Raw genomic sequence first — 13866 nt, 5'->3', positions numbered from 1 at the left:
ATTGTAGCTTAAGCCCTCCGTAGTTGACATCAGACATAAACCCCCTAGCCCTTATCTCGCAGTTATGTTAGGGGTTTATTTGTGGTAAATAGTTGATTTAAGCGTATTAATAACAACTAATGCCTGGGAAATTATGACTACAATAGCGAGTCCATCAAATTTATCACTTTCATCGCACCATCTGACAAAGTGCTTGTTGCTGTGTGCTTAACTTGATGTTCTAGTAATCCTTTCAGAGAAATTAGCTTCAGGCTATTTTCAGCAAGAGTTTCGGCGATCGCATCTGCTGCGGGTAAATACCCAATCGCTCCCAAATCTGCTAACACTGCTCGACGCAATTGCAATTTATCTCCTGCCAGAGCTTTAACTAACCGTTCTCCATAAACTGGTTCTTGGGTTAATTGATACATCGCTCGTGCGGCAGCATACTGCACCAATTCGATTGGATGCTCTAAAAATGGTTTTACCAAGGGGATGCACTCAGTCGCCCTTAATGTTCCCAAGGCTTCTAAAATGGCTTCGTAGGGTTGAGATAAATCAGGCTGCGATCTCAGCTGCTCTCCCTGCAAACCTACTTGTAATAACTCAATCAAAGCGGGGATGCAAACCGGATCGCCCAGCATTTCTAAGGATTGTGCCGCTGCTTCCCGGACATAAAAATCTGAGCAGTCTAAACACCCAATTAAAGGCGAGACTGCCTGGCGAGCGCCTAGTTTCCCTAAAGCCCTAGCTGCGTTACGTCGCAGAGGATATCCGCCTTCTGGTGTTCTGTCGGCTTCATCCTCTAGCGCTTTAATCAATCCTCTTACCGCAGGTGCTTCACAGATTTGAAACCTACCCAACCACCAGGCAGCATAAAAGCGCAGACCTAAATCTGCACTCTCAAGATTAGCGATCGCTTGCTCTACTGTTAAAGATTCACCATCGCCAGAGTTACCTGTCGGTGATAAATCTTCAAATTTCTGCGAACTAGAATTCATTATGAAGAAGGAGGATCGCTTTGTTCGCTATTTGTTTTAGCTTCAGCGTTCAATGGCTGAATGCTGACTATTTTGCCACCCAAGCGAGTAATCCGCTGCATTTCTTGATTCATCCGGTTCTCTGGTACTGTGAAAAACACAGTAGCACTAGAACGAATCGGATAGTTGGTTTTTTCAGTTTCTTCGCTTTGGCGCAAACCCACCACTTCATACCGAAAGTAGCGACTACTCGTACTACTAATTGCTCCAACCATAAAATTAATTTCCAATTTTAGATCGTCATTAGTCCTTTGTCCTTAATAATGACTATTGACTAATGACTATTGACTATTGATCCTAAAGGGGTTTCACACTAGCTATTTTACCACCTTGTTTTACCACTCTCTGGAAGTAACTAGATAGTTCTTCATAAGGTATAACCACCGCTTGATTGACGCGGCGTGTGCTGGGATACCCAGCTCCAAAAACACCTGCTACTTCAATGCGGTAAAGTCTGCCTTCTTTACCAAAAGTTCCCGCACCACCAAAAGTGCTGCTGGGGGTAACGCCTTTTTCAGAAGCAACGTATGAAAAGCCTGAAGAAGCACCAGAGGGAGGAACAACGACAGATGCACTATTGCGACCTAGTTCGCTAGCAAGGCGGGAGTCTTTGCCTTTGAGTTGGGAGGTATCGCTACTGGCATAGCCGCGATAAAGTTGAAATATTCGGGTAAATCCGACAGTTTTTTGTCCTGTTTGGGTTTCAAAGCCGCGATAGTAAGGCACTATATTTTCACCAAAGTTAGATTGATACTCTGGAGAATCGATATAAGAATCAATGTCGGCTTCATATCCCTTGGTTTGATACAAGTCCAAGTGATAGACGACATCAGACTCATCATAAGGGGCACGACCCAATAAATGTTTGTAGTTCAGTTCGATGACACGAGTTTGGAAGTTGTCGTAGAAAAATCTGGATTTGTACAGTTCTGATTTAGCTACTTGACGCACAAACTCTTGCACTGTACTTTTTCCATCACGCAGGATAGATTCAGCACTTGTCAGGCGGTCAGATGCCAAAATGTAGTTGTTGCCCAAAACTTGACGATAGACGGCAGCAATTACTCTTTCAATGTCTTCTTTGGTTGCATTCGGACGCAATTCTACAGGAGACTGATCGCTAAAAGGTTCTGTTCCCAGACGAGAAGCTGCTGTTGTAACGGCCATTGGTAATTTTCCTTTTGTAATTAATAGTTGGAAAAATTAGGAGTTAGGAGTTAAGAGTTAGGATTTAAGGGTAGGAATATAGTTAGGAGTTTAAAACTCATAACTTCTAACTCCTCACTCTTGACTCCTCACTCCTCACTCCTAACTCCTCACTTAATTCCCGATTCCCTATTTATACGGCTGTAATGCTAATAACCTTACTGCCCTTGCGATTCAACTGCTGTAATTTACTAGAAAGTTGTTCGTAGGGTACGATCAATTCCGCAGTACCGCGCCGTACTACAGCTGAGTTTGGGGAAGCTGCTTGTAGTACTCTGATCCGGTATGTTTCGCCGCGATCGCCTCTAGAAAGACCTGCTAAGGCTCCAGCAGAGACTGGATAAATGGGTGAAGCTAAATTCTTAGCCACTTCCCAAGTGAGGCGTCCTTGTTTTTGTCCTTGAGCGCGATCGCTATTGGCATAACCCCGGTAAAGTTGGAACAGTCGGCTATAGCCAACATTTTTCTGTCCTACTTGACTTTTAAAGCCTCTGTAGTAGGGCACAATATTTTCGCCAAAACTCTCTTGATATTCTAATGAGTCAATGTAGGAATTAATCTCAGCTTCGTAACCTTGTGAGTTGTAAAGCTCAACATGGTACGAAATCTCTGACTCATCTTCTGGGGCACGCCCCAATAAATGCTTATAATTCAACTCGATAAACCGAGTTTGGGAGTTGGAGTAGAAAAACTTATCCCGATAGAGTTCTGATTGAGCAATGGCTAGCACAAATCCTCTTACGGTGATTTCACCTTGTTGCAACAGTGATTCTGCACTCTCTAGACGCTCTCCTTCTAGTAGATATGCATTACCCAAAACCTGACGGTAAGCCGTCCGGATAACCACTGCCACATCGGCTTCTGTTCTATCAGGGCGTAGTTCTACTGGTGCTGAATTTTCAAACGCTGCAATCCCTAATCTTGCTGCTTGTCCCAAAGCTGCCATCTTTAACCTCCTCAGTTTTAACTGCAAAACTGAAAACTTTTTAGAAAATTTTTTCTAGTCTTTTAACAGTCTTTTTGAAATTGACACTCACCTTACTTGAAATCAGGTGATTTTTAAGACATAGCTGCCTTAATATCCTGTTTCCACAGGTTCCCAGGCTCACCTTATCGGTTTGGCAGTCCCTCATAGGGGAGAAACCTCTAGACGTTCTCTGCCAGACACTGCCCGTAGCTTGCTTCCCTGTAGGGGCGCGGACTCGCTAACGTTGCACTAGCATCTTTCCTTCCTTACGGAACGTTCCGCGAACACGTAGCGTCTCCCAAGAGAAGGTAGAACATTGCGATCGCTACCTCACCACATTTGCCATAAGGGCGTAGTGATATCTCCTTACGTTATTTCGGGCGTATACTTTCCCCCAGTCCGAGGGTAGGTTCTTAAATCTTGTACTGACAAAAATATTGTGCCAATTGACGGTAGCTTAAACGAGGCACTGGGTTGTGAACTTTCCCAAATTTGTAGCAAATACCGTGCTACGTCGGCAGCTTTCATCCCTGTTCTAAAGCAAAAAATACAGAACTACGTTCCTCTTTCTCCAAGGTTTTCAGCTAGCTTTTCTTAAAAAACTGCCCGGAGAGGTAAACAACTCATAGAACTCACTTGTCATAAGAGCTGATTTCCTCTCCGGGCTAAAGAAACACTCTAGCTTAGAGTATTGATTACATAGTCGATGTAGGAATTTGCTTCAACAGCTGGATCGCCGCTGAGACCGTGGTTAGCTTTGATGTACTTGAGAGCTTCAATGTACCAGCTAGGAGACAGGTCAAAAGTCCGGTTGATTTCAGCCAAGCCAGAAATTAAGAAATCATCCAAGGGACCTGTGCCACCAACAACTAAAGCGTATGTGATAATCCGCAAGTAGTAGCCGATATCACGTACACACTTGCCTTTACCGCGTGCATCAGCCGCGAAGTTAGGGCCTTGTTGTTGAGTGGTGTAAGGGTACTTGTTATACACTGCTTGAGCAGCACCTTCGGTCAAGCGTTGAGCATTGGCGCTCAAAGCTTTTGCTGCTTGTAAGCTAGCAGGAGCTTGGCGGAAGCGACCAAAAGCAACTTGAATTTCGGTGCTGCTGAGGTAGCGTCCTTGAGAATCAGCCGATGCAATTGCTTCAGTTAGAGGTGTTTTTGTCATTTTGGTATTTCCCTTTTACAAACGTTATGGTTGAAATTTTGTTTTGTCCTAATAGACAGGACAATTATTTAGTCAACATCAGCAATGCTTGCTTTGCTTAAGCTACAGCAGCAGCAGCACGATCGAAATAGCTAGCTATTTCAGATGACAAAGCACTGCAATCGCCTCTGGTGATATTGTTTGTATCGTTGACAATTGCCAAAGAAGCTTGTTTCAGCTTTTGAATACCAACAGCAACTGAAGCTCCTGGAGTTCCCAATGCCAAGTAGGTTTCCCGCAATCCATTGAGGGCACGATCGTCTAGTACGCTAGAATCGCCAGCAAAGATAGCGTAGGTGATATAGCGAAGAATGATGTCCAAGTCTCTGATACAAGCAGCTGCACGACGGCTGGTGTATGCATTACCACCGGGAGTGATCAATTGGGGTTGTTCTGCCCACAAATCACGAGCCGCAGCAGCAACAAGAGCTGACGCATTGCTGGTAATACGGTTAACAGCATCTGCACGCTTGTTACCATCTTTGACTAGTTCGCTCAATGCATCTAATTGTGCATCAGAGAGATATTCGCCGCGTGTATCAGCTTGGGAAACTACTTTTGCAAATGCATCTAAAACCATTGCGTTAAATCTCCTAATTTGCTTGGTTAAGAATAATTGGACTCAAAACTGAATGGTTCAGTTGATTTTTGATGTCAGCACTGCCTGACGAGTTACGAAAGGTTTAAAACAGACATCCAAGAAATAAGTTTACGATCTCCAGGCTTTCAGATTAAAACTTTTGTTAAAAAACTTCAAACTTCTATGAACGACTGGAAAACCTGATTAAGATGTTGTTTTTTACTTCCAAGTTCTCTTTATACAATGCTGCTGCATCATATTTTATTACAAATTATTGTTATGTTTGTGAAAATTATTTACATAACTTCACATTTTGGACTATGTTTAGTTTACGAGCCGATCGCTGCTGTTGTGGGAGGGCAATAGATATTGTAGTTAATGTCACTTTGTAGTGATTTCTTATATGTCTTATGTAAAATTACTCAAATTTATTTTGGAGAAAGGCAATAACGCGCTTGAATGCTTGGGAGTCTTGGTAAAGAAAACCATGACCGCCCTTAAAGAACTCTAAATACGAACCTGGTATCTGTTTGTGCATTGCCTCAAGATTGACAGGTGGAGATATGCCATCGTGATGGCCGCCGCAGATATAGACAGGAATATGCAGTTGAGAAAGTCGATTATATGTATCGTGAGCAGCACGAGCCTCAAGCTGACGACGACGCCCAACTTCACGACTTGGTTCGTTTGTACCCGCTTGAAAAACTGCTAGTGTCAGCTTTACTAATTCCTGAAATTGTGTAGTTCGGCTAGAGAGCCAAGCTTCCTCTTGCCAACGAGTATCAGCAATTGTGATTTGCCGATGAGCTAGTTCTTCAGCAGCAAGGTTTGCGAGTTCATGTAGTGGATATGACGAGCCACCAGCACCACCACTACTAGTACAGGCCAAAACAAGACGTTTAACGCGGTGTGGATAGCGCAGTGCCAACTCTTGGGCTACCATACCGCCAAAGGAAATTCCGATGACATGAGCGCTTTCCCACCCAACTGCATTTAACAAAGAGTCTGCATCAGCGGCGTAATCTGCTATGGTGTAAGGAATATCAGGTTTTGAAGTTTGACCCAGACCGCGCTGATCGTAGGCTAAGATTTCAAAGTGTGGGGCTAGTGGTGAGTCAAAAATAGTCGGCGATCGCTGCAAATCTCCTCCAGTACCACTGATACTGAGTAGGCGTTGACCAGTGCCACGAATCTCATAATACATTTGCAGGTCGCGAACAGATACAAATGGCATAAGTATTTTTTCTGATGAAATTCGGCGAATTTGGCTCAAGAAGCGATCGCAATATCTCTAAATAAGCATCCTCTTTTTATCCTCACTGGATGTTGTTGCATTGAAGAGCTGCTAGATCCCCGACTTCTTTAAGAAGTCGGGGATCTGAACACCACTAATCTCTCAAAACTTTTGGGACAGACTACTAGTTTCTACCAAACACACTGCCAAGGGCACGCGCCATATTTTGCGGCTGCATTGCATCCATTGCGGCGGTGGGTTCGTAACCACAATGAACCATACAATCGGCACACTTAGGATTACCACTCTTCTGGCCGTATTGACTCCAGTCAGTTTGTGCCAGTAATTCCTTAAAAGTAGAGTAATAACCTTCGTTCAGCAGATAGCAAGGTTTTTGCCAACCGAGAACGCTATAACTAGGGCTACCCCAAGGCGTGCATTCGTAGTCCTTATCACCCGTGAGAAAATCTAGGAACAACGGATTGTGATTGAAGTTCCAATTTTTTTCACCACTTTTGTAGGGAGCCAGAATTTGCCGGAAGAGGGCGCGGGTTTGTTCGCGGTGGAGAAAATGATCTTGATCTGGTGCCCACTCATAACTGTAACCGGGAGAAATCATCATCCCGTCAGTATTTAGTGTTTCCAGAAAGTTGAAGAACTCTTGCATATCTTTAGGTTCAGTACCTTCAAAGATAGTGGTGTTAGTTGTAACACGAAAGCCTTTAGCTTTAGCGGCACGAATGGCTTTGACAGCAATATCAAAAACACCTTTACGATCGACGCAGCGATCGTGTAATTCCCGCATTCCATCTAAATGCACGCTGAAAGTGAGGTAAGGAGAAGGTTGAAACTTATCCAGGCTCTTTTCTAATAACAAACCATTAGTACACAAGTAAATATATTTCTTGCGCTCAATTAATCCCTGGACAATCTCATCAATTTGGGGATGTAGCAGAGGTTCTCCACCAGGAATGGAGACAACTGGTGCGCCACACTCTTCCACAGCGGCAAAACACTGTTCTGGGGTGAGATTTTGCTTTAATATTTCCTTCGGATGTTGGATTTTACCACAACCAGTACAAGCGAGATTACACCGAAAAAGAGGTTCTAACATCAACACTAAGGGGAAGCGTTTGCGTCCTTTCAAACGCTGTGTAACAAGATACTTCCCAATATCCATAGCTTGTTGTAGATTAACTGCCATTGTTGCGATCGCTCCTCTTTTAAAGATAAATACACCACTGGAAAACATAAAACCTTTGTAGGGGCGCAAGACCTTGCACACCCCTACTGTCTATTGCATCCACACGTAAATCGCTATATTTTTCATTTGACATATCCCTGAGCAACAAACCAATCCACAGCGTCATTGAGTGCGGCGTTGAGCGAAGATTGGGGTAGATCCAATTCTCGTACAGCCTTTGAAGCATTGTAATACATAGGTTGTTTCGCCATCCGAACGCCATCTAATGGTACTGAGGGCGATTTACCCAATGGTGCGAGAATTTTTTCATCAACCCAGGCAACACTTAGGGGCAACCAAGCGGGTACTGTTTGTTGAGGTGCGCTCAGACCTGTGATATCAGCGAGTTGTTCGAGTAGTTGCTTGAGACTGAGGTTTTGATGACCTAAGATATAGCGATCGCCAGATTTACCCCGTTGCAAAGCCAGTAAATGCCCCCATGCCACATCCCGCACGTCGATAAAATTTAGACCAGTATCCATGTAAAAGGGCATTTGCCGTCGTAAAAACCGCAAGATTATATCACCCGTCGGGGTAGGTTTGATATCCAACGAGCCAATCGGACTGCTGGGATTGACAATAACTACCTCCTGGCCTGTAGCAACGGCTTGCATAGCTTCTTGTTCAGCCAAAAACTTAGACTTTTTATAGTCACCCACCAACTTTTCTAAGGAACTCTGATGTGTTTCATCCACAACTTCCCCTGACGATCCTACCCCAATCGCTGCCACTGAACTTGTGTAGACAGTGCGTTCAATGTTAGCCTTGCGAGCTGCTGCCAACACATTGCGCGTACCCAGAACATTGTAACGGTGGAGTAATTCTCGGTCTGTCTGCCAGAGGGAATAATGAGCTGCTACATGAAATAAATATTGACAACCTCCCATCTGTTGCCAGAGATTTGGATCGTTCAAATCGCCTTTGACAATTTCCACCTCTAAACCGCGTAAATTCTCCAAATTGCTGCTATGGCGTACCAGTGCTTTGACGGCATATCCCTGTTGCAGCAACAACCGTACCAAATGAGCACCAATAAAACCCGTCCCCCCGGTGACAAAAACCTGCATCAACTTGCCCCCTGCTCCCCTGCTCCCCTGCTCCCCTTCTTAAATCGGGGAAACCAATCATCCAAAATTGTGTAGACTACTGGCACAACAATCAAACTGAGAATAGTTGAAGTTACTAATCCACCTGCGATCGCTACAGCCATCGGCGATCGCAATTCGGAACCAGCACCCAAACCCAAAGCGATCGGCAGCATCCCTAAAATAGTCGAGGCCGTGGTCATCATAATTGGTCTGAGGCGCACTAGTCCGGTGTTGAGAATCGCCTCTGTACGGTCTAAGCCAGCATTGCGTAACTGGTTGATATAATCTACAAGCAAAATCGCATTTTTATTTGCCAGCCCCAGCAAAAAGACGAAACCGATCAATGAGATCATACCAAAGTCGCTCTTGGTAATTAGTAGCGCCAACATCGCCCCCACTAGTGCTAAAGGCAAAGAGACACCAATAACTAAAGGGTCTACCCAGCTTTTGAATAGTAAAATTAGTACCACAACAATGCACAAGGCAGATAGAGCTAAAGTACTGCCGAAACTGCTAAAAACCTTATTTTGGTTAGCAGAGTCTCCTCCTAAATTTAAAGAAACATTAGAGGGTAACACCGCGTTTGCTTCAGCTACCACTTTGTCAGTGGCATCACCCAAAGACAGATCCTTGCCAAGATTAGCACTGATGTAGGCTACGCGCTGATTATTCAGACGCTCGATCTGAAAAACCGTGCCCTGTGGATTCGTTTCACCTGTAACTGTGACATCAGCGAATCCCGGTAGCCTTTGAATCCTTTCTTTAATGGCTTTGACTGCTTTGCTCAAAGCTTGGAGATTATCACCTTGTAATGCTATTTGCAGGGGTTTTTGACCGCCAGAATCGACAAATTGAATATCTTCAACACTAGTAGTTACCCCAGAAATAGTAGGTAAGGAGGAGCGCAACTGGTCTTGTAATTCCGCAGTTGCGATCGTGCGATTTTCCTTTAACTTTACGTATAGTGTCCCTTTATTTGGTTCACCCTCACGAGAACCAACAGTGGTAAATACCGTTTCAACTGCCGATGATTTTCTCACAACCTCTTCTAGTTTCTTCGCAACCACAAGAGAATCATTTAAAGGATTGGGAATTGGGGATTGGGGATTGGGGATTAGAGATTGGGGACTAGGAATATCACTCCCTTGTCCTCCTTGTCCTCCTTGTCCCCCTTGTCCTCCTTGTCCTCCTTGTCCTCCTTGTCCCCCTTGTCCCCCTTGTCCCCCTCTGCCCAAATCAGGGATACTCGGCAAAGGAGCCGTATAAGCAATATTAAATTCGCCGCGATCGAGTTTGGGAATAAATCCTTTGGGAATTAGTGGAATCAGTGCTATACCTGCGATGAAACTGAGTGCAGCTAACCCGATAACTATCTTGCGGTGATTTAAAGACCAACTGAGCAAATTTCTGTAAGATTGGGTAAACGCCACCCAGATTTTTGCTTCTCGACGCGGGGAGAGCGAGGATTTCGGTTTGAGCCAGTAGATAGCCAGAACTGGAGATAAAGTCCGAGCAACTAGCATAGAAGCAAGCATCGCCGCAGATACAGTGATGCCAAAAGGCTTGAAGAACTGACCAATTACCCCACCCATTAAACCTATGGGTAGAAAAACTGCTACTGCTGTTAAAGTGGCGGCGGTAACTGTCAACCCAATCTCATTTGTCGCTAAAAGTGCTGCTTGGCGAGGAGTTTCTCCATCTTCAACGTGTCGCATGATGTTTTCCACATCCACGATCGCATCATCAACAATGCTACCAATCACCAAAGCTAAAGCCAGCAGGGTGATTGTTTCTAGGTTGAAGCCGAAAATCGCCATGACGATAAATGTCGCCAACAAAGACGTGGGAATCGCCAAGGCAGAAATCAGAGTTGCCCGCCAATTCCATAAAAAAGGAAAAATTACCACTATTGACAACAAGACGGCTTCCAGCAAAGCATCGATGGTTGACTGGGTGGCTTGGCGGATATATTCTGCTTGGGTGGCAGCTAAGGTAAGTTTGACATCTTTAAGGGTAGAGCGTAGCCTTTGAACTTCTTTCTCAACCCGACTCACTACTTCCAAAGTATTAGCATTACCGCGTTTGATTACCTGAAATGCGAGTGCATCTTCACCGTTAAACCGGACTAATGTCGCCCCACCTTGGGGGATTGTTGCACTCGCATTCGCTGGATTTATCGGAGGAGTTGCAGTCGCAGCGCCTAGTAGTGAGACTTTTAATACTCCTGGTAATTTAGCGATCGCACTAACAATCTCATCTTGCGCTAACTTCGTCAAATCTTTGAGATTCCGTGTAGGACTCTCTATGGCATAACTAATGGCGGCTGACTCGTTTAGATTCAGGGGAATAATTTTAGAAGTCGCTCCTTGAGGTAGAGCCAACTGCTTCAGGGCAGTTTCAACCTTTTTGGTTGATGTTTCTAAATTCGTCCCAACGACAAAAGAGAGGCTAACGGCTGTTTGACTAGGATAGGTGGATGAGCGGATAACCTCCAGTCCTTCAAGGGAGCGGAGGCGTTCTTCTAGGGGTTTGGTGAGCTTCGCTTCTGTATCCAGGGCAGTTGTCAGGGGAGCTGTAGCATTTACAACCACTACTGGAAAAGTAATATCTGGAAACAAGGCATATTTAAGGGAACTGAAAGCCAGAACACCAGCTACCGTTACGGCAATCCAAAAACTCACCGTCAGCCACGAAAATTGAATCGCCAATTTGGAAATATTGAAGAGTTCTCGTGCGGATTTGGAGTTATGAAGCTTTACCATCTTGGAAAATTATCGTGTGGATGACACAATTATTTAGTCATGCTACAGCAATCATCTTCGGTTTGCTAATTTTTGGTTACTACTAAACGGCAATATTACTTATTATCACTCAGAGATAGCAATCCTATTTGATTTGTGAAAATGGGCGGTGTTCAGATCCCGACTTCTCAAAGAAGTCGGGGATCTAATTTGGAAGTCCCTTAAAACTTGAAACTATCGAGAGAGCTAGTGTCTAATTTTTTGCCCATCAACACAATTCTGGTGCCTCAAGGAGCAGAATATAAAGCTGTGTGTCGCGGATTAAGCGGCGTTACTGGCTTCATGCCAACAGTATTAGCCATACCTGTTGGCATGAAACCTTTACTCAAATACCTGCAACAAGGACAATTTCTGACTCCAAAATCCAGAGTCCTAATTATGGGTATATGTGGCAGCTTGAGCGATCGCTATACAGTTGGCGATCTTGTGCTGTATCAAAATTGTATTTATCAGGAGAAACAGCAAGAATGCGATCGCACTTTCACAGCACAATTGCACTCTTTCATACCAGAACAAGGCTCATTAGTCAAGTCACTAACAAGCGATCGCGTAATTTGGTCTGCTGCCGAAAAACGTCATTTAGGTAAGACTTTGGCGGCTGATGTTGTAGATATGGAAGGATTTACCGCTTTAGAATTTTTCAATGCGGCTGGGATGTCTGTGGCAATGCTACGAGTAGTTAGCGACGATTGTCAGCATAATATCCCCGATCTTACACCAGCAATTAACTCTGACGGCTCTCTAAACCCTTTGCCGTTAGCGATCGCCATGCTTCGACAACCTTTTGCCGCTACTCGGTTGATTCGAGGTTCATTGACAGCATTAAAGGTGTTAGAGCAAGTTACAAATCGGCTCTTTTCTGGCAATCAGCTGGAATAATTTGTTGCAGAATTAATGGCACACAGTTATTTGAGTTGAGCATTCAGCAAACTAGAAACAGCCTATCTTTTACATTGCTGACTGTTTTGAGAACACTTCAAATCTGCGCCATGCCCCCATCGACGAAGAGTTCGATGCCGTTGACAAAGCTGCTGTCATCGGATGCAAGGAAGACAACAGCTTTGGCAATCTCGTCTGGCGTACCCACCCGCCCAAGGGGGATATTGACAGCCTGACTTGCTACAAATTCCTGCACTTGCTCCTCGGTCAGTCCCAGAAGATTGTAGCCAGGAGTAGGCACAACACCAGGGCTGATAGCATTGACACGAATTTTGCGCTCTTTGAGGTCGAGTGTCCAGTTGCGTGCAAACGAGCGCACGGCGGCTTTGGTGGCGCTGTAAACGCTGAATGCTGGGTTGCCTTTAATAGAAGTAATCGAAGCATTGAGAATAATTGAAGCTCCCTCTGACAACAAAGGCAATGCCTTCTGCACAGTGAAAAGCAGACCTTTGACGTTGGTGTTAAAGGTTTTGTCAAAGTGTTCCTCAGTTATCGATCCAAGCGGGGCAAGTTCCCCACCTCCAGCATTGGCGAAAATGATCTCAAGGCGACCTTTCTCTTGCTCAATTGTGGTGTAAAGGCGATCGAGGTCTGCAAGAAGAGAGACATCGCTTTGAACGCCAGTGACGTTTTTACCGATCTCTTTGACGGCGGCATCAAGTTCATGCTGACGACGACCTGTGATGAAAACATACGCACCTTCGGCGACGAATCGCTTGGCAGTCGCAAGACCGATACCGCTGGTGCCACCTGTAATGAGCGCGACTTTTTCTGAGAGCTTTTGTGACATAACGATGTTCTTTTGAATAAGGTTTAGTGATTGTGAGTCCGATCGCATATCGTTCAAGCTGTAAACCCACCATCGATCAAATGGCTGGCATCAGGTGCTTTGGTGGGCATAATAGTTACCAACTAAATGCTTATTTACCAATCGATACAAAAAGTATCCCTTGATTAAGTCTTGGTGTCAAGGAAGTTTTATACTTATAGGTATGAAAGCGGAAAAATCTAATTAAGTCGCAAGGATTTCCTTGCGCTTTCGATATTGACGAAGCCTGAGAGCAAGCTTTGCACATGTTTTGGCGCAAGGACTATCTGGGAGCATCCCTTATAAAGCTAACTGAGGCCATCGGCATTAACCGTCTGAGCCGAATGGCACGCTTGTAAAGCCCAAAGGTTTGTGTTGTCTTGTTCCCAGCCTCCAGGCTGGGAATATATTTAAAAGAAGCTCTGCCTCTTGTCAAGCTACTGGAGGCGGAGCCTCCAAGAATGAGTTAAGAGCTTAAAAACTGGGAACCAGTCAAATCAAGGGCTGTATCTTTTCTTAGTACCATTCCTGTCTGAGCTTCTATGTTAAGCTAATGCGCCTACATATTGCACAAACTCCGTTAAGACCGTCATTAGTCATTAGTCATTTGTGTTTACCAAGGACAAATGACAAATGACAATTGACTTAGGACAACCTTCACCAGTTAATGCGCTTTTCTTTTTGCGTAACAGCTTACCTTTGCTAATAAGAAAACTTTATTCCGCGTCTTTAATTTACTAAAACCTTAGTTCAGGGTCTCTATAAGCTTGCA

At 44.5% G+C, this 13866-nt stretch carries 12 protein-coding genes; 1 reads left to right on the top strand and 11 read right to left on the bottom strand.

What is annotated here, in order from left to right; translation table 11 throughout:
- Positions 1-137: 137 nt before the first annotated feature.
- The 10 genes from ACR5KR_RS15145 to ACR5KR_RS15100 form a co-directional block, all read right to left on the bottom strand.
- Entirely contained in the window at positions 138-980 is an 843-nt protein-coding gene (locus ACR5KR_RS15145) for a HEAT repeat domain-containing protein (RefSeq protein WP_448267093.1), read from the bottom strand.
- Complete coding sequence (locus ACR5KR_RS15140) at positions 980-1249, bottom strand: phycobilisome linker polypeptide (protein WP_448267092.1); 270 nt, start codon at positions 1247-1249, stop codon at positions 980-982. The genes ACR5KR_RS15145 and ACR5KR_RS15140 overlap by 1 nt, the downstream gene beginning before the upstream one ends.
- A gap of 67 nt (positions 1250-1316) precedes the next feature.
- Complete coding sequence (locus ACR5KR_RS15135; RefSeq protein ID WP_448267091.1) at positions 1317-2186, bottom strand: phycobilisome rod-core linker polypeptide; 870 nt, start codon at positions 2184-2186, stop codon at positions 1317-1319.
- A 172-nt stretch (positions 2187-2358) separates the two neighbouring features.
- Complete coding sequence (locus tag ACR5KR_RS15130) at positions 2359-3171, bottom strand: phycobilisome rod-core linker polypeptide (protein ID WP_445631662.1); 813 nt, start codon at positions 3169-3171, stop codon at positions 2359-2361.
- A gap of 699 nt (positions 3172-3870) precedes the next feature.
- On the bottom strand, positions 3871-4362 hold the full coding sequence (gene cpcA / locus ACR5KR_RS15125) for a phycocyanin subunit alpha (RefSeq protein WP_445631663.1): 492 nt from the start codon (positions 4360-4362) through the stop codon (positions 3871-3873).
- A gap of 97 nt (positions 4363-4459) precedes the next feature.
- Positions 4460-4981, bottom strand: coding sequence for a phycocyanin subunit beta (locus tag ACR5KR_RS15120; RefSeq protein ID WP_099099077.1), 522 nt, complete (start codon positions 4979-4981; stop codon positions 4460-4462).
- Positions 4982-5399: 418 nt separating this feature from the next.
- Positions 5400-6215 carry an alpha/beta fold hydrolase gene (locus ACR5KR_RS15115; RefSeq protein WP_448267090.1) on the bottom strand — a complete coding sequence of 272 codons (816 nt, stop codon included), beginning with the start codon at positions 6213-6215 and terminating at the stop codon, positions 5400-5402.
- Between the two features lie 184 nt (positions 6216-6399).
- On the bottom strand, positions 6400-7419 hold the full coding sequence (hpnH, locus tag ACR5KR_RS15110) for an adenosyl-hopene transferase HpnH (RefSeq protein WP_445631665.1): 1020 nt from the start codon (positions 7417-7419) through the stop codon (positions 6400-6402).
- Positions 7420-7541: 122 nt separating this feature from the next.
- Positions 7542-8525, bottom strand: a complete 984-nt coding sequence (gene hpnA, locus ACR5KR_RS15105) for a hopanoid-associated sugar epimerase (RefSeq protein WP_448267089.1) — start codon at positions 8523-8525, stop codon at positions 7542-7544.
- A complete protein-coding gene (locus ACR5KR_RS15100) occupies positions 8525-11308 on the bottom strand; it encodes an efflux RND transporter permease subunit (RefSeq protein WP_448267088.1) in 2784 nt (927 codons plus the stop codon). Before ACR5KR_RS15100 ends, hpnA begins: the two co-directional genes overlap by 1 nt.
- 228 nt (positions 11309-11536) lie before the next feature.
- Here ACR5KR_RS15100 and ACR5KR_RS15095 point away from each other — a divergent pair, with 228 nt between their 5' ends.
- Positions 11537-12226: a 5'-methylthioadenosine/S-adenosylhomocysteine nucleosidase family protein gene (locus ACR5KR_RS15095; protein WP_448267087.1), complete on the top strand. Its 690-nt coding sequence runs from the start codon at positions 11537-11539 to the stop codon at positions 12224-12226.
- Between the two features lie 97 nt (positions 12227-12323).
- Here ACR5KR_RS15095 and ACR5KR_RS15090 read toward each other — a convergent pair whose 3' ends face one another.
- Positions 12324-13076, bottom strand: coding sequence for an SDR family oxidoreductase (locus ACR5KR_RS15090; protein WP_445631669.1), 753 nt, complete (start codon positions 13074-13076; stop codon positions 12324-12326).
- Positions 13077-13866: the final 790 nt, after the last annotated feature.

It is taken from the genome of Nostoc sp. DSM 114159, from assembly GCF_053470285.1.
Note: the sequence above shows the minus strand (reverse complement) of the source record. Positions and strands in the feature narration are given on the sequence as shown.